The organism is Sphingomonas sp. NY01, assembly GCF_038809135.1.
GTDB lineage: Bacteria > Pseudomonadota > Alphaproteobacteria > Sphingomonadales > Sphingomonadaceae > Sphingomonas > Sphingomonas carotinifaciens.
Genome location: NZ_CP101725.1, coordinates 20,286 through 37,326, shown reverse-complemented (window position 1 = coordinate 37,326; position 17,041 = coordinate 20,286). Strand labels below are relative to the sequence as shown.

16 protein-coding genes are annotated in these 17,041 nt (G+C 56.4%); 5 read left to right on the top strand and 11 right to left on the bottom strand.

Translation table 11 applies throughout. The annotated features are described in order from the left end of the window. Positions 1-237: 237 nt before the first annotated feature. Positions 238-1,113: a replication initiation protein gene (locus NPJ82_RS18080; RefSeq protein ID WP_342659368.1), complete on the top strand. Its 876-nt coding sequence runs from the start codon at positions 238-240 to the stop codon at positions 1,111-1,113. 390 nt (positions 1,114-1,503) lie between these two features. Here the strand turns inward: NPJ82_RS18080 and NPJ82_RS18075 are convergent, their stop codons facing one another. From NPJ82_RS18075 to NPJ82_RS18060, 4 genes are all read right to left on the bottom strand, one after another. Continuing rightward, positions 1,504-2,457 (bottom strand): replication initiator protein A, encoded by a 954-nt coding sequence (locus NPJ82_RS18075; protein ID WP_342659367.1) that lies wholly within the window; start codon positions 2,455-2,457, stop codon positions 1,504-1,506. After that, entirely contained in the window at positions 2,454-2,780 is a 327-nt protein-coding gene (locus NPJ82_RS18070; RefSeq protein WP_342659366.1) for a hypothetical protein, read from the bottom strand. Before NPJ82_RS18070 ends, NPJ82_RS18075 begins: the two co-directional genes overlap by 4 nt. Next, positions 2,777-3,430: a ParA family protein gene (locus NPJ82_RS18065; RefSeq protein WP_342659365.1), complete on the bottom strand. Its 654-nt coding sequence runs from the start codon at positions 3,428-3,430 to the stop codon at positions 2,777-2,779. The genes NPJ82_RS18070 and NPJ82_RS18065 overlap by 4 nt, the downstream gene beginning before the upstream one ends. A 777-nt stretch (positions 3,431-4,207) precedes the next feature. Next, on the bottom strand, positions 4,208-4,378 hold the full coding sequence (locus tag NPJ82_RS18060) for a hypothetical protein (RefSeq protein ID WP_342659364.1): 171 nt from the start codon (positions 4,376-4,378) through the stop codon (positions 4,208-4,210). A gap of 436 nt (positions 4,379-4,814) precedes the next feature. Between NPJ82_RS18060 and NPJ82_RS18055 the strand changes: the two genes are divergently transcribed. Further along, positions 4,815-5,033, top strand: coding sequence for a hypothetical protein (locus tag NPJ82_RS18055; RefSeq protein ID WP_342659363.1), 219 nt, complete (start codon positions 4,815-4,817; stop codon positions 5,031-5,033). Between the two features lie 444 nt (positions 5,034-5,477). After that, on the top strand, positions 5,478-6,062 hold the full coding sequence (locus tag NPJ82_RS18050) for a recombinase family protein (RefSeq protein WP_342659389.1): 585 nt from the start codon (positions 5,478-5,480) through the stop codon (positions 6,060-6,062). A gap of 855 nt (positions 6,063-6,917) precedes the next feature. On the opposite strand, the gene NPJ82_RS18045 is transcribed toward NPJ82_RS18050, so the two are convergent. The 6 genes from NPJ82_RS18045 to rfbC form a co-directional block, all read right to left on the bottom strand. Then, the gene (locus NPJ82_RS18045) at positions 6,918-7,574 is read right to left on the bottom strand and encodes a rhamnan synthesis F family protein (protein ID WP_342659362.1); all 657 of its coding nucleotides are present in this window, start codon (positions 7,572-7,574) and stop codon (positions 6,918-6,920) included. Positions 7,575-7,819: 245 nt separating this feature from the next. Next, the gene (locus tag NPJ82_RS18040) at positions 7,820-9,286 is read right to left on the bottom strand and encodes an oligosaccharide flippase family protein (protein WP_342659361.1); all 1,467 of its coding nucleotides are present in this window, start codon (positions 9,284-9,286) and stop codon (positions 7,820-7,822) included. A gap of 416 nt (positions 9,287-9,702) precedes the next feature. Then, positions 9,703-10,569: a glucose-1-phosphate thymidylyltransferase RfbA gene (rfbA, locus tag NPJ82_RS18035; protein WP_342659360.1), complete on the bottom strand. Its 867-nt coding sequence runs from the start codon at positions 10,567-10,569 to the stop codon at positions 9,703-9,705. Continuing rightward, positions 10,566-11,468, bottom strand: a complete 903-nt coding sequence (gene rfbD / locus NPJ82_RS18030; protein ID WP_342659359.1) for a dTDP-4-dehydrorhamnose reductase — start codon at positions 11,466-11,468, stop codon at positions 10,566-10,568. Before rfbD ends, rfbA begins: the two co-directional genes overlap by 4 nt. A gap of 37 nt (positions 11,469-11,505) precedes the next feature. Further along, positions 11,506-12,555 (bottom strand): dTDP-glucose 4,6-dehydratase, encoded by a 1,050-nt coding sequence (rfbB, locus tag NPJ82_RS18025; protein WP_342659358.1) that lies wholly within the window; start codon positions 12,553-12,555, stop codon positions 11,506-11,508. 14 nt (positions 12,556-12,569) lie between these two features. Then, entirely contained in the window at positions 12,570-13,136 is a 567-nt protein-coding gene (gene rfbC / locus NPJ82_RS18020; protein WP_342659357.1) for a dTDP-4-dehydrorhamnose 3,5-epimerase, read from the bottom strand. Between the two features lie 137 nt (positions 13,137-13,273). On the opposite strand from rfbC, the gene NPJ82_RS18015 reads away from it, so the two are divergent. Beyond that, positions 13,274-14,245, top strand: a complete 972-nt coding sequence (locus tag NPJ82_RS18015) for a rhamnan synthesis F family protein (RefSeq protein WP_342659356.1) — start codon at positions 13,274-13,276, stop codon at positions 14,243-14,245. Between the two features lie 66 nt (positions 14,246-14,311). Here the strand turns inward: NPJ82_RS18015 and NPJ82_RS18010 are convergent, their stop codons facing one another. Further along, positions 14,312-15,838, bottom strand: a complete 1,527-nt coding sequence (locus NPJ82_RS18010) for a glycosyl hydrolase family 28-related protein (RefSeq protein WP_342659355.1) — start codon at positions 15,836-15,838, stop codon at positions 14,312-14,314. Positions 15,839-16,020: 182 nt separating this feature from the next. Here NPJ82_RS18010 and NPJ82_RS18005 point away from each other — a divergent pair, with 182 nt between their 5' ends. After that, positions 16,021-16,947: a glycosyltransferase gene (locus NPJ82_RS18005; protein ID WP_342659354.1), complete on the top strand. Its 927-nt coding sequence runs from the start codon at positions 16,021-16,023 to the stop codon at positions 16,945-16,947. Positions 16,948-17,041: the final 94 nt, after the last annotated feature.

Here is a 17,041-nt window from a genome sequence, read left to right as displayed (position 1 = left end):
TAGCGGTGAGTGTTAGGGTCGATTCGCGTGAGCTTTGGGGTACCAAAAGGTGAGCTTTGGGGCTGGCTAGCGTGAGTTTTGGGGCGGATTTTGGTGAGCTTTTGGGTATCCACCCCGAACGGTGAGTTTTGGGGTATCACCTCACCGTTGATACGGGGAGCCAAACAGATTGCTCAGCTCACCTTTGCTGTTAAAGTGAGCGCAAAAATAGCCTCCGCTCACCTTTGAGACAGTTTCATGCCCCAGCCCGCCCTTGCCGATGGATCGTTCCGGACTCTGACACAAAGGGGTAAAGGCGACCCCTTCAATCCTTCCTATTACGGCGAAATCGTGAAGCCGGGCGAGCTAGTCGATATCGTTGAGCTAAGCCCCCTCACCCTTGCTGATCGGCGGACCTACAATTTGCTGATTGCCCATGCCTGGGATCGGATTGGCGAGCCGATTGTCCATCGTATCGCTAAATCGTCCCTAAAGGGCACGCATCAGGGTAACGCGCGGATTGAGGCATCTTTGTTGCGCCTGATGGGCACGATTGCGATCGTCACCATTCGCAAGGGGGGCAAAAGCTATAAGCGCCGCGTCCAGCTCCTTGGCCCGAGTGACGAAAGCCTCGAAAAAGACGGCTTCCTCCACTACCGCATTCCCGAGGAACTGATTGAGATACTACGTAACAGCGAGGTTTATGCCCGCCTTAAGACACAAGTCATGTACTGCTTCGAGTCAAAATATGCTCTTTGTCTTTATGAGATGATCGAACGTCGTATCGGTCTAGAATATAAGCAGACTGAAGAATTCACGATCGAAGAGCTGCGTGGACTACTCAACGTACCCAATGGGAAGCTGGACCGGTTTGCCGATCTCAATAAATATTGCCTCAAGGTAGCGGTCGATGAGATCAATAAGCTTTGTCCCTTTTACGTCGATTTTAATCCTATCAAAAAGGGCCGTAAGGTCGAGCGGATCGCACTCCAGTGGTTTCCGAAAACTTCCAGCGGCAAGCGGGACGCACAAAGTCTCATCGACCAGCATAGCGTCGTTCGCCGTGCAAAGATGCGCGGTCTTGCGGCCGAACTACCCGTGCTCGTGGATTTCAGCTCATCCCTCGAAAAGTGAGCCGCTACCCCAAAACTCACCGATGGCGACATGGCCTTGGATCTCCGCCCATTCGATACACCCGACGGGTTAAGTGATTCTGTTAAATATAGATTGTTAAGAAGGTTAAGGGGGTAAAAAAGCGAAATCTTCTTATGTTTTTCAATAAGATGCAAATGCGGCCGGTGGGTGAAACCCCGTGATTCGGTGGGTGAAACCCCGATAATGCGGTGGGTGAAACCCCGACGCGGCGGTGGGTGAAACCCCGATATGTTCAGATTAGAATGCCGCTAAATCGGCATGTTGGCGCCTTGATTTGCGTCTGTCGGGTCTTCCTCATCGATCCGAAGTGCCTCCAGTCTGGTCGGTAAACTCCTGATACCAATCGAACGGTGGGTGAAACCCCGATAGTCAGCGCTGGTTGGCAAGCTGGTCCATGCGGGCGTCCACTTCCTCGGTGCGCCGGCAGTCGGTGTCGAAGCGGGCACGCCGCTCCTCTTCCTCTCGCATCTTCTTCGCCAGTGCGAGCGCCTCCGTCTCTCCGCGCAACTGGAACAGCACGGCAGGGCTTTTGTCAGCCGTCTCGGTCAACACCATGCCGTATTCGGGAAGTTGGTCGGCCTCGATCGCTCGACGCAGCATCCGGTTGAACTCCTTGGGGGCGGCGTCGCTGCCAGTCTTGTCGCGCAACATTTCTACGCGGCACGTCCACCCGCCCCTCTGGTTGCCGGCGTGCTTGCGAGCAATGCGGTACAAAGCGCGCTCCAGCCCGCCGGACAGCAGGAAATAGTTGGGATGCATGGTGAGCAGCGACTTTTCATTGACGATCCCCTCATACACCCAGTCTGAGAGGGTCAGGGTCATGCCCCGGGGCTGCTCGGTTTCAGCGTCGGTGTCGAAGGTCCAGCTATCCAGCCAGTTGAAACCCGCCTTCTGCCGGCGCCTGGTCGCGCGGATGGATGTGGTGATCGACGTCGTCTGGAGCCGCAACAGCGCTGATTGCAATTCTTGATAATCACGGCCGCCCGTGCTGCGTTTGATCGCCCGCAGCAGGTCATAGGGCGTCGTTGTCAGCGTGCGGGGGAGATCGTTCACCCCTTGCTGCTTCATCCGGTTGAGCGTGGAAGCTGCCCAGATCAAAATATCGGCGTCCCAGATCGTCGCCATACCGTAATCGGGAATGGCCTGGACCCGCACCCACGCTTCACCGTCCGGGCTGTGATACTCGATCGGCTTTAATCGCTTGCGCTTCTGGAGCGAGAAGAACGGTCGTTCCATCACCTCCCGCTGGTCCTTGAGCGAGATGTCGCCAAGCGCGGGGATAAAAAGATCGAACTCGGGGTGGGGATCGCGACGCTTGCTCACGGCGCGAACTTCGTATGGCCCCGCTTCACCAGATACTGGCGCAGCAGACGTTCGGTGATGACGGTCAGCGGCTCTCCGCCTTCTTCCACACTGAGCTGGCGTAGTGTGCGATGCATGTCTTCGGGGATATGGATCAGCACCGGCTTCTTGCCCGGATGGCTGCTCCGTTTCGCCGGTGCCGTGGCTTCGGCTACTCGTCGCGGCTGCCGCGCCGTTCCCCGTGCGGACGAAGTTTCCAGCTCGGGTTCGGGGGCTACGGTCACCACCGTTTCCGGTTCATCATCAAAGATGCTGGCCAACGCGGAAGGCTTCTTCGCCATCATACCACCTTGCTTACTTGCTTATTCGCATAACCGCTTATTCGCTTAGCTTCATAGTACGCAGCACGCAATTCGGCTGCGGCCTTGCTATCCGGTTCCGTCTCGGCCGCTGTTCGTCCCAATGGCGTTGCCCTGTAGAAATCTTTGCGGAAATGGAGTCGGCTGTCGAACAGCGTCACGCCCTTTGCCGCGAAGCCAGCACGAGCTTCCTGCCCTTCCCCGCCCTGATGCGGCACCTGGGTTAGAATGACTGCGAACGGCGTGCCGGCCTGCTGGACCTGCTTGACGGTCTGCAACACCGAGTGAACGTCTAATCCCCGCGGCGCGACCGGAATGATGACAAAATCCGCTTGCTCGGCCGCGAGCATGGCGATGTCTTTCGAGTTCGCCGGTGTATCGATGATGATGAGGTCGATCTTGCCGCTGCTCCGTCCACGCGAGACGTGGAGTGGCAGGCCGGCGACGCTGCTGTCCTTCACCATCACGTCCTCGTCGTTACGACGATCCGACCAGTAGAGTGCCGAACCCTGCCGATCGTCGGCATCAAGGATCACGACTGATGCACCCTCGCGTGCTGCCTCAACGGCGAAACCGGTGGCAAGGGTCGTCTTGGATTGCCCCCCCTTCTGCGCGATCACGGCCCATACCTGCATAAATGCTACCTCACTAAGCGGCTAAGCGATTTATATCGCTTATCCGCTTATCTGCTTATTCGTAAAGATGATAAGTCGTTTAGCCACTGCCTAGGCTCGCTACCGTCATCGGACGCATCGTGAAGCATCGACTTGTGATCCACGGCAAAGCAAAGCGGCGCATCGGCCGTCTTCAGTCATCGCACGCAGGTCACACTGTATACGGGGCTGGCGAGAGGATGCTCGGAGAGCGTACGCTCGCAAAGAGATTCTGCGATGCCCCCGTATCGCACACCCGGGGGACTGAACCATGCCGAAACACTGCAGACGATCCCGCCCCCGGCAGTCTCGTTTTGGCGACCGGTGCCCGGTTCGATCTCGTGGTTGAACGCGGCACTTTCGGGCGACGCTCGGGAGGTGGCGACCGCGTCACGGAGCAACTGCGACACCTCCTCGATCATCATCACCCGGCGCGCGCAAGGGCAGCCGCGGGCCAGCCGGATCAACACCGCGATCGCGAGGTCCGGGAACGGCTCCGGAAAGTCCAGCAGGCGCGTTCTGCCGCTATGGCAAGCCGCACATGCTAGGCCCGGTCATTGGGTCCTGTGGCCGTGCTGCGAGACTCCTCGTGCGTGAAGAACGCCGCAGGGTCGGCTGCACGAAGCAGCGTCACGACACGGTGCGGATCAAGCGCACCAAGCGCCACGGTCCGCTCGGTCGTAAGATCAGGGAAATCGCCGCAACCGCCGGACACCCTGACATCGACGAGGTCGCCAATCCACTACGATCTCGATACTGTCACACCTGCCTCGCCGCATCATTGAGACGGACCCCTTCAGCCCGCTGCCAGCCCTTGCGCATGGCGCTCCATGCCACCTGTACCGCATTGGCAAGATGGGCGCGTTCGATGCGGTAGCTGGGATCGTCACCGTAAAGGATGGTGAGTTGCGCGAGCGCCTCGTCGAACACCGTTTCACCGACTGCGACACGGACGGCGGGTAGCCAGCGCGGCGAGGCATGGGGATGGCGACCAAGCCACCAGCTTCGGGCCTCCTGATCTTCTTCCTAAAATATATCTCAGAAACACCGCTGCCATGCAGCGGAGCGTTTCCTTATTCAAGAGATTCTGATTCAGGACGCGCAAAGCCGCAGAAACCCGTGAGTCGTGGACCTCCATCCTGACGGCTTGGGGGAAGAAGCCTGACGGGGTGGGGGCATCCTGACCTCTTGGGGGAAGAAGCTTGACGGGGTGGGGGCAGCAACCTGTCGAAGCGGGGGAAGTAACCTGACTTGCTGGGGGCATCCTGACCTCTTGGGGGCCTTCGCGGCGCGCGCTATCCTGACCTGACTTGGTCGGCGAGCCTCGACCAGGTCAGGATAGATTCAGAGGCGAGGAGAGCACCGGATGACGATGGTCGAGATCGCGGAAGTCAACGATGCGGAGGAAGCAGCGATTGTTGGGCGCGCCATGAAGGTGGCCTCCGCCCTGTCTGCGCGCCACACCGACGAGTTCGCCAAGCCCGGCAATCTAGTTGAGGTGCAATTCGTCACGCGCCACAGCCTGACCCCCAGCTCGCCAGCGTCGCAAGGCGCCAACAACACGTCCTGCCGGGACGTAGGCTGATCCATTCCGCGGCGTTCGTTGCACTAGACGCCCCAGCGCGATCGAGTGCGCCGCAAACATAGGAAGGGTTATCTGCGAAGCCCCATCATGCGGCGGCCTATGCCGACCGCGAAGACGACATGCTTCCGGCAACGACATCTCACATAAGCCTTGCAACCAGTGTGATTAGACGACGAAGGTTGATCGAGAACGACAGTGCATCCCGTAAAGTGAGATTAGGGCCACTGACGGCGGACATTCCTAGATTCTGTTCCCGATTGCCTTTTCCTAAATTGGCGCCGGATCGACGAGTAAACGGGAGCCTGAACCCGTCGGAAAACACATGATTGTCGACACCTCGGCCGACAAACCTGCTCACGGAGCTTGTTGCTCTCCAAAAACGTGCGACAAACCCTGCCGCTTTGGTATGGTGTGCGACAACGTGCTTTCTGGGGTTTCTCGTACATGCTGGTTGGGTACATGCGGGTATCGTCAGCCGACGACCGCCAGACGGTTGATCTGCAACGCGACGCACTCCTGGCGGCAGGTGTCGATCCAAGGCACATCTACACTGACAAGGCATCCGGCGCGCGCGATGATCGGGCCGGGCTCAAAGCGTGTCTTGCCTACTTGGCCGAGGGTGACGCCCTCGTTGTCTGGAAGCTGGATCGGCTCGGGCGGTCGCTGCCACACCTCCTGTCGATCATCGCGGATTTCAAAACACGCGGCATCGCTTTCCGCTCGCTTACCGAGCAGATGGATACAGCCACACCGCATGGCGAGCTGCTATTCTCCCTGTTCGGTGCGCTGGCGCAATACGAGCGTGCCCTGACGCGTGAGCGGGTGATGGCGGGCCTTGCCGCTGCAAAACGTCGGGGGCGCCAAGGCGGGAGGCCGCCAGCAATTGATGCCGAGAAGATGGAGGCGATCACCGCGGCGCTGGCAGGCGGCGCCAGCAAAGCGGCCGTGTGCCGAAATTTCGGTATCGCGCGATCCACTTTGATCGGCACGCTTACGCGTATCGGTTGGACCGCTCCTGTTAAAGCTTAACTGTGTTCCGCTCCGTCTAAACCTCACCGTCACTCTGGCGATGGATGATGCCGAAGTCAGGTCACGGCTAATTGCCGCTACACTGATCGCCTATTGCGGGATGCCGCAGACAATTGCCGAGGTTCGCAGCTTCCGTCGATCGGACAGACCCTCAACCATCGTTCTCGGGGGAAGCTTTGGCGCACTACTAGCCCTCTTGGCAACTCGCGTGCCACATCAAAGCCGTTCGGTTCTGATCGCTCCAGTCATCGCAGCCCAGCGAGAGATCATGCGTGCCGATCTTGCTGGCCGATACCAATTGTATCAGCTGATCGGCCCGCCCCGGCTGGTTCTGAACGGAAAGGATAGGACCAGTAAAATCCTGAGTACGCCGTCAACGCGACTGCGATTGCTGAAAGCCATCAGGTTGGATTAATTACAAGCCGTGGCAGAACATGCCGCTTAGGAAGGGACTGAAGCGTACATCCGGTCGAGTGCTGACCATGGTCGGATTGCGTGATCGCGGTGGAATGGTGAAGGGGCAAACGTGGCATCGGCTGCGCGCGCAGGCGCCGCATTCAACGCGCATCTGCATCAATCCCGAACTTGACCACACGCTTCCTTAAACCAGCACCAAATGGCGACGCCGCTTTGCACAAGCCATGCGCCTCACCTAATTGGCAGAACAAGCGGCGATGGCCGGCCGCAACGTGCATACATGCCCAATAATGCACACCGGCCATGCAGAGGGCATTGAACATCATGTCAGCCAAAATACATTTAGGCGTTAAGCATAACATACCGACGGGGACTGGGTCGATATACTCGCGCACGATCTCCAAAATCGTTACGTCCTATTGGTACTATAACGGGAGCTCATCTATAAAGATCTAGCGATGATATATAACGTTCAACAATTTTAGGATCATATTCATGACGATCCAAAAATTCCTGCCATCCGGTTAGATCTTCCTGCAGGGGATTATCCCGCAACAATTGAACCTTAACAAATGGAAATCCTTGCTCAACAAGTTCTTTCCATAACAAAAGAGAAGGATTTGTATTATTTGAAAGGTAAGATGGAGTTGTAAAAATTTCTTCAACCGATAGGCCGTGGTCCATAAAATGCTTTTTCAGTTTTAGTTCATAGTTTACAATGGCCCATTCACGGTCCCCATTTCTAATGCCATGCCAAAATTGACCGAAAGCAGAACTTAGAAGCGCCTTTGGCTTGAACATTAGTAGAAAGCTTTGAGTATGCGGCCGATTCTGCCTGCTGCCGATGGCTCCAACCAGATCGGCAGGACTTTCTATCATGCGACCAAGAAAGTTTGTAAAGCCTGACAGTGGGCCAAATACACTGTCATTGGCCATTACAAGTACGCCGACCCGATTAATATCCGGTATTAAACGTATCGCCGTTGCCCAAGCCGCAAAGTCATAGCCTTTATTTTCACGTACTAAAACACCGCTGCAAAACGATAGATCCTGGTCACGGTCAAACTTAGCAATGTTGTTGATTGCGACAATCAATACTACCCGAAAACCCTGAGATGCCCAGGATTGTCCAAGTATCTTAGCATGTTCACTTAGATGCGTTCCGGGACACCAACTAACTAAAAGACATACATTCTCGCCGGCCAATACATCAGGCTTATTTAGCCAAATATATGGTGTGCATATAGGATCGGCCGATCGCCGTCGGGTTGCAACCGCTACCCGATAGCCGACCTGCCTCCACCGAGCTTTTAACCGACCCACCGCTCGCTTTAGCATGCTCACAACCCCTCACTACGCCGTTGCATAGCGGCAGCCAGCCGCGGGGACAGCTTGCTGGCAACCCTAGCGAACTCATCCAGCAGCGGATGTCGCAAGCTATGTATTGCGGCGAACCATGCAACGATCCCTAATCCAACAGATCCGACCAAAGCGAAGGCCGGGGGTGAATCTGACCAGTCGTAAATCACCATCATAATGAGCGGGGGAATTGCAGCGAAGACTGTCAGTATAGAACTCATCATAAATACGCGCCGCAGCTCGGCTCCACGAACGTTAGCCAATCGACGCACATGGCCGCGATATATAAAATACCCTGCAATCGCATCGCCTACGCGACCTAATGCTGCGCTAGCCAACCCGAACCGGCAAAAGACCGAAAAGATAAAAAATCCAAATAGCGCCCTTTTAACTTCCAACCTCGACTGCTTTGTCGTCTCATCACGCAATACAAATAATTCCCAGTTCATCCCGAAACTTAGTGTTATTGCCTGGGCAATTAATAGTATTGATAGGGCTGGAGCAGCAGGAAGCCACGCATTGCCAAATATAATAACTATCGCTGGCTTAGCGAGAATTGCGAGTCCAATTTCAAGTGGCCACATTACAGCAAGTATTAATGTCAATGCTTGCAAGAATGGAGTTCGTAAGTCTCCAATTTCTCGAAAATCACGCGCTAATTTGGAGAATGCAATTCGCGTAGCAGTACCATAAACATGCTCAAACATGAGGTTTGCTAACGTAGTTGCGCGAGAATAAAATCCTAACGCCGTGATGCCTAATAAGCGTCCTAACACGACTTCAGATAGACGTGCGGCTAGAAGAGATATGCCGCTGATAGACATTATTTCGAGACCAAAACGCGTTAGACGGCGCCATCCCTTGAAGGTAATTCGAAAGGCAAAATGGTGAGGCGCAGCTACAGTATAGCCGATAACACCGACAATTGATGAAGCTATTGAAGCATAGGCAGCGCTCATATAACTCGCGCCACCCCAGGCAAAAGCTACTGATAGAAACCACATGGTAAAAGCCATGGTCGCTGTGATGATGCTTCCCGCCACAAAGCGCATTTCACGCTGAAGCATTGATGATTGACGGAATGAAAACATGTTTATCAAGGGAATAAACATGAGAACACGCATCACCTCACCAGCTCGAGCATCTCCAAGAATAGTTTGGCTAAACAAACTAATAACTGCAAGCGCAACAGAAAGAACTATGGCCAACAAAGCATTAATGCTAAATGCCAAATCAAGGGTACTTGACTGAAGATCAGAATCTCTGACTATATAACTAGACAGACCAAATACCGCAAAGACTTGCGTAACACCTATGGCAGCAACAGCAATAGCGTATACGCCCATTTCATTAGGCGAAAGCAGCCTCGCTATAATCATCGATCCAGCAAAGGATACGACAAACGTTACAGCCTGCAAGAGTAACGTCCATAGTATGGATTTGCGCATCTCAACAGCTTCTTAAAAACAGTATTTCAAAGAAAATAAACTTTCTGTAAAGCTATTTTAATATTAGACCAACCTATAGCATGATATTCAAATTAATAGCAAATACACTTAATACTAAATACACAGCTGTATCAATGTATTGTTGTACGCTATAGCATTTAGCGTAAATCGAATTACCGTTCACAGTTCAAATATTTTTAACCTGAATCCTAATACTAGTTTTATGATAAGAAATCAGTTCAGGAATAATTTCTGAACAAGTAGCTTTGAGCCGGGAGGCTCGTAACGTGTAAGAATTGTGCGCGCAGCGGTCACATTGTTGACGAAACTGCGGCACTAGGCGATGGTCCCCAGATCATTGCTGCATAGCGGTCGCTAGGCACAAGCTCGATGTCGATGTTCGGAACGCGCTTGAGCTAGGCTTCGATCGCCTTCAAGATCGCTTTTCCATAAGCGGTCTTTTTGAACCGCTCGCCTGCTTCTCGTGCCTGATCTGCAGAAATGAAGCCCATTTCATAGGCGATTTCCTCTAGGCACGCGATCTGAATGCCTTGGCGGTGCTGGAGGGTGCGGACGAACTCGCTCGCTTCAAGTAGGCTGTCGTGAGTTCCGGTGTCGAGCCAAGCATAGCCGCGCCCCATCTGTTCCACGTAGAGGTCGCCTGCCTCCATGTAGAGGCGGTTGAGGTCGGTGATCTCAAGCTCACCGCGCGCCGATGGCTTAAGGTTGCGGGCATAGTCTACGACGCGATTGTCATAGAAGTAGAGCCCGGTCACGGCATGATGTGATTTGGGAGCTTCTGGCTTTTCCTCGAGGCTCAGCGCGCGGCCGCCTTCACCTAACTCGACTACACCGTACCGTTCGGGATCTTCGACCTGATAGCTGAACACCGTCGCGCCCTGGGTACGCGTAACGGCGCTCGCTAGGAGCCCGGTGAGGTGCGCACCAAAGAAGATGTTGTCGCCCAGCACCAGCGCCACATTGTCGCCACCGATGAAGTCAGCGCCGATGGTGAACGCCTGCGCTAGCCCATCGGGGCTGGGCTGTTCGGCATAGTTCATCGTCAGGCCGAACGCCGATCCGTCGCCGAACAGGCGGCGGTAGTTGTCGATGAACTCGGGACTGGAAATGATCAGCACGTCGCGGATGCCCGCCAGCATCAGCACCGACAATGGATAATAGATCATCGGCTTGTCGTATACAGGCAGCAACTGCTTGTTGACCGCCAGTGTAGCCGGATGGAGCCGCGTGCCAGAGCCGCCAGCCAGGATGATGCCCTTCATTTCTGTGCTCCGATCAGTTCGTCAAGGATGTCGCCAAGTGCGTCCTGCCAAGGACGCGGTTGGATGCCATAAGCCGCACCGATCGCTGCGTGGCTGAGCAGCGAGTTGGCCGGGCGCTGCGCTAGCGTTGGATATTGGTCGGTTGTGATCGGGGTGACGTTGGCTGTCGGCCCACCGCGTACACCCGACTGGGAGAAAATTTCGGCTGCAAAGCCGGCCCAGCTTGTCTCACCGGCGTTGCTGAAATGAAAGGTGCCAGTGGGGGCAGCCTCATCCTCGACCAGCCGTAGCGTAATTGTCATCAGCACTTGCGCTAGGTCCGCAGCGCTGCTCGGTGAGCCGCGCTGATCGTCGACAACGCTGAGGGTCTCACGCTCGGCGCCGACCCGCAGCATGGTTTTTACGAAATTGTTGCCGTGCGCCGAGACGACCCACGCGGTCCGCACGATCGCATGGCGCACACCCGAGGTGCGCACCGCGAGCTCACCACCCAGCTTGGACGCCCCATAGACACCGAGTGGGGCGACCGGGTCAGTTACCTCCCACGCACCCTGCTTGTCGCCAGCGAAAACGTAATCGGTCGAGACTTGGACGAGCGGGATGTTCGCTTTGGCGCAAGCTGCACCGAACGCCGCGGGGGCCATGGCGTTGACTGCCCAAGCAGTGACTAGGTCGTTCTCCGCCTTGTCGACCGCGGTATAAGCCGCGCCGTTAATCACCGCCGCCCACGCACGCCCATCGTGTCCGGCCGCGACCTTGGCAGTGATCGCAGCGATATCGGTAAGGTCGAGATCGGCGACGTCAATCGCAATGACCTCATAGCCCTGAGGCCAGACGCAGCGTTGTAGCTCGGTACCAAGCTGGCCGCTTCCGCCGGTGACGAGGATGGCCCGTGTCATGCTTGTACCGACATATCGACAATCATACGATCGGACATCAGGCCACCCCACGCCGCTGCGCCGCGCCGCGCTCTACGATCGGGCGCCACCAAGCCTCGTTGTTGAGATACCAGCGCACCGTCTTCTCGATGCCGGTCTCGAACGTCTCTTCCGGCCGCCAGCCGAGCTCTTGCTCGATGCGGGTGGCGTCGATCGCGTAGCGCTTATCATGTCCTGGACGGTCAGCCACCGAGGTGATCTGCTCGGCATAAGGCTTGCCGTCGACGCGTGGACGCAACTGATCGAGGATGCCGCAGATTGTGTGGACGACCTCAATATTCTGCTTTTCGTTGAACCCGCCGACATTGTATGTCCGGCCAAGCTCGCCGCGTTCGAACACCGCCTGGAGTGCGCGAACATGATCCTCGACGAACAGCCAGTCACGCACTTGGTCGCCCTTACCATAAACTGGCAGCGGCTCTCCATCGAGCGCCTTGGCGATCATCAGCGGCACCAGCTTTTCGGGGAAGTGATAAGGACCATAATTGTTCGAGCAATTGGTGATCAGCACCGGCAGGCCGAACGTGTGCCCCCAGGCACTGACGAGATGGTCGCTACCCGCCTTCGACGCAGAATAGGGCGAACGTGGATCATAAGGCGTGTCTTCGGTGAATAACCCCGTATCGCCCAGCGAACCGTACACTTCGTCGGTCGAGATATGGTGGAAGCGAAAGCGCCCCTTAGCGTCACCTTCCAGCGATTGCCAATAGCCACGCGCCTCGGCCAACATCGTATAAGTGCCAACGACATTGGTCTGGATGAACGCACTTGGCCCGTCGATCGAGCGGTCAACGTGGCTTTCGGCCGCGAGATGCGTGATCACGTCGGGCTTAAACTCGGTAATCGCAGCGCGAACAGCATCTGCGTCGCAGATGTCGCCCTGAACGAAGCGATAGCGGTTCGACTGCGCCACCTGCTCGACCGTCGACAGCGTGCCCGCATAGGTCAACTTATCGAAGTTCAGCACCTCATAATTGGTATTTCCGACAAGATGCCGGACAAGAGCCGAGCCGATAAAACCGGCCCCGCCGGTAACGAAAATGCGCATAGGTGTGTAGTCCTTCAGACGAGCGGGGCTAACGGGTTACCGTCATAGTCGAACGGGCTGTCGAACGCGGCGAGGGGGGGCTGCACCTTGTCCTTTTCCGACAGTTCAGGCGCTGCGCCTGCTGAGATCGGCCAGTCAATGCCGACGCTGTCCCAGCGGATCCCGCCGTCATGATCGGGGGCGTAGGTATTCGAACATTTGTAAGTCACTTCGCAATCGGGCTCGAGCGTCACGAAACCATGTGCGAAGCCGATCGGGATGAAGAGCTGATGCCCGTTCTCAGCGCTTAGTTCGGCGCCGACCCATTGACCATAGGTGGGCGAGCCGCGCCGCACGTCGACGGCGACGTCATAGATGCGTCCACGAATGCAGCGCACCAGCTTGTCCTGGCCGCGAGGCGGCGTCTGGAAGTGAAGGCCGCGCAGGGTGAAGGCTGGAGCGGACAACGAGTGATTGTCCTGGACGAACTGGCAGGTGATGCCGAGCGCAGCGAAGGCGGGTTCCGAATACACCTCGGTGAACCAGCCACGGGCATCGCCGAAACGTTTGGGGCGGATGAGTCGGACGGGAGAAAGTCGCATGATGCGGCCGAATAGGAGACTTCAAGAGCACCGGCAATCGCTGTTTGTCCGCAGCGTTACCCGGACAGCGTTGCATTCGCATCACGAGGCTATAGAGGATCGGCACTGCACCGATCAGGCTGAGAGATACTCCAACAATGGCACGTCAATCCAGCCTAGCAAGGCTGCGGCCGCTGGTTCGTCAATTGTACTGGGCCGTTACACCCGCGGTTCATGGCCGCGCACGTCCCTCCGATGTGCCGGACGCAAGCGCTGCCGTGCCTTTCGCTTATGATGTCGGACTGCCTGCGTCTGATCCACGAATCTGCGTAGTCTGCCATCTGTTCTATGACGATCTCGCGGCTGAAATGCGCGAAGTGCTAAGCCATATTCCATTTGGATTTGATCTCTTTGTTTCGACCAGTAGCGAAGGAAAGCGAGATCGGATTGCCTCTGTATTCGCCGATTTTGGTAAGGGGCAGGTAGATGTCCGGATCTCACCCAATCGTGGTCGGGACATTGCGCCTAAACTTGTCACCTTCGCCGGCGTTTATGATCGATATGATTATGTGCTGTTTGTTCATGGTAAGAAGAGTGCGAAGTCTTCGGTTGGTGAACAATGGCGCGACTTACTGATTGCTGGGCTCGTTGGTTCTGCCGACACAGTTCGCAGCATTATTGCCATGATGGAACGTCATCCATCTATTGGAATTGTCATGGCGCAGCATTTCGAACCGATCCGTCCACATCTTCATTGGGACCATAGTTTTGCACGAGCGCGCAGGCTAGCGCGACGAATGGGGGTTGATCTGTCGCGGCGACATGTGTTGGACATGCCCTCGGGATCAATGTTCTGGGCACGCACGGCAGCGCTGGCTCCACTACTCGCGCTGGGCTTGCGCAGTGAAGATTTCCCGGTGGAGAAGGGGCAGACAAGGCGCACGCTTCATCACACCATAGAGCGATTATTTCTGTTTGCGGCGGAACGAGCAGGATTTCGCTGGGTGAAGGTTGCTGCACCGGGCCATTACTCGGCACATACGGCCATCGAGACGATCACCGGGCCAACAGTGCTGGACGCTTTTATCAAAAAGAACAGCTTCAGACTCACGGACTCTCATCACCGCTAAGGCCAATATAAGGATGCTTATATATTCACTAATAGGTGTCGCCTACCGGTAGATGGGAAACGGGGGTCAGCTAATATCTATCTCGATCCGATTTTCGGGCGAGGCCGCAATGGCCTGTGCTTCAATTGCCCACCGCAGAATGCCACCCAGCCCGTCGGACGCTGATGCAAAAAGGGTTGTGCGGTTTCCGTCGGCGGTGCTGGATATTACCCGCAGCGGTGTCGTGTCTGCAGTCATAGGCTTGAGCTCAACCGCGATCGGCTTGCCGCCAGACAGAGTGGCAATCAGGCGATAGCTAACTGTGCTGGCGACGACCCCGCTCACACGCTGGGCCATGCGACTCAGATGCAAAGTTCCGGTGACGCACGCCGTGCCTGATCCCGTTCCGACGTGCTCCAGCACGGCAACAGGATGCGACTTGCCCGCCTCAAGCGAAACCTGTTCCGAATGTATGTGCCAAGCGACGGGTGTGCGCAGCAGATAGCGGCGACCGGGACCGACCAAGCCGGTGTTAGTTCCCGACAACGCCATACGCGCCGGTCCGGTGGAGGCCGTTCCCCAGTCATTGGTACCGAAGTTGACCGTGCCGTCGCTGTCAAACCGATAGGGTCCATTGGACGATGCGGTGAAGTGACAGCCGGTGAAGGTGACCCCGTTGCGCGACTCCCGCTCACGCAGCAGCACCGGGTGAGTGCCTTCGAAGTAAACGCCGTAAAAATTGATGGCGGCAGCACGGGTTAGTTCGATAGTCGCGGCCTTGCCGTCCGACCCTACCCCCGATTCGAAGCGGCCGCCAAAGAAATTGACGACTTCTGCCGCGGTCAGGTGCAGCGATGCGCGTGTATGATCCTCGAAACGGCAGTCGTAAAAATTTGCCATATTGGTCGTCCATTCAGCGACAAAGACACCGTATGGTGCTTTGGCGAACGTGCATCCTGTAAAGCTACCAATCTGGAGCAGTCGATTGCATTCAAAATTCTTGTCTGACTGCATCTGAAATCCAACGCGCAGAAATTCATATCCGTCGACATATTGCCGGACATTGATGCGTACGCCATGAGTGCCGCCGTGCAGCGACAGATCGCGCAGCGACATGGAAACTGCCTCTGGGTTAGCGTTGACAATAAGGGGTGCATCCAAGCGCGTATTTTGATTGTCGATGATCGAAACGCCGATACCGTCGCCGATCAGGCTGACATTGCTGGGTAGTCGGATCGATCGTGATAGGCGATAGCGCCCGGCCGGAATGTGCACACACCAACGCAGCTGAAGCGCTTCACCTAGTCGCGCCGCTTGATCGATGGCGGCCTGGATGGCGGCACCGTCCAGCGATTCAGAAAGCGCAGTTGCGTCCGGATATTTCTTCTGCGCTGTGTCTAGATCCGAAAACTGCGAGGACAGAGGGTGGAACTGGCCGTCGCCTATCGCGCCGAACTGCCGGACGGAGATTGTTTCTACAAAGGCGTTCTCCTTCTGCGGAATGGGAACTGCCTGATCCATACCGTTTGCCCTTAAGATATCGCTGGTGGACAGCGAAATGCCCGCGAACGAGGCTCCGGAAAGAACGGTTCGGCGGGTGAGGGGATTTTCCATATCTCAGCCTGTGAAATGTCCGGGTGGCGAAATCAACGCATTGTCGCCTACCCGCCACGACGGCATGCTACCTTTTTGCGGTCAATGGCGCTGGTCGGTTGCCGCTGTGGGCTGGCTTGATTAGGGGCATACCTATTGGCAGCACCCCGCCGGTATTTCGGACGGGTTAATTAGGGTTGCGAATGGTATCTCCTTTTGTTGCGGTCCCATCGGTCGCCGTACTGCTGGCCACCTACAACGGCGCCGCTTATTGCGAAACGCAATTGACTTCGATCTTGTGGCAGCGCGGGGTGGACGTTCACGTCTATGCCCGCGATGACGGGTCCACCGACGCCACGCCCGCCATTCTACGTGATTGGGTGGCACGTTATCCCAACCGCATCACAATCATCGATAATCTGGGGGTGTCGACCGGCTCTGCAAACGGCAACTTCTTTGCCTTGCTAAGAGCGATCGATCCTGAGCGACACGATTATATTGCCTTTGCTGATCAGGACGATGTCTGGACACCGGACAAGCTTGCACATGCCACCGTCCGGCTGGCCCAGGAAGGCGCGGAGGGCTACTCATCCGATCTCATTGCGTACAATGCCGCTGTGGGCAGCGCCTGGATGCTGCACAAAGCAGGCCAGCCGGCGGACCTAGACTATCTTTTTCAGGGAGCTTCCGCGGGGTGTACCTATGTCCTTACGCGGCGGGCGGCTACTGTGGCGGTCGCAGTGATGGCCGAGGCTCCAGCATTCTGCAATGATCCATCGCATGACTGGATCATGTACGCGATCTGCCGTTCCCGTGGATTGAAATGGGTCAGGGATTCCGCAGCGGAAATCCTGTATCGTCAGCATGGCGGCAATCAATATGGTGCAAAGCGCGGCACCCGCGAACTGCTGTCGAAGTTGCAGGTGATGCGTTCTAGCTGGTATCGCGATCATATCCTGTGGCTGCGGCATGTGGTGGTAAACAACGCCGAAGAGCGCCGCGTGCTTGACGCGGTGTCTCGTGGCAACCTGTTAGACCGGCTATGGTTGATCTTTCAGGCCCGTCGGTTCCGACGCACGCCCGCCTATGTGGCTCAACTGCGCGTAGCCATCGCACTTAGGATGATCTGACGGGGCGTGCCCGAGAGGGCGGCTTGCCATTGACGGCTTTTCTAAAAACCGGCAGCGATGTAGGCATTTCCCGTCCATAGTGCGTCCGAGCCGG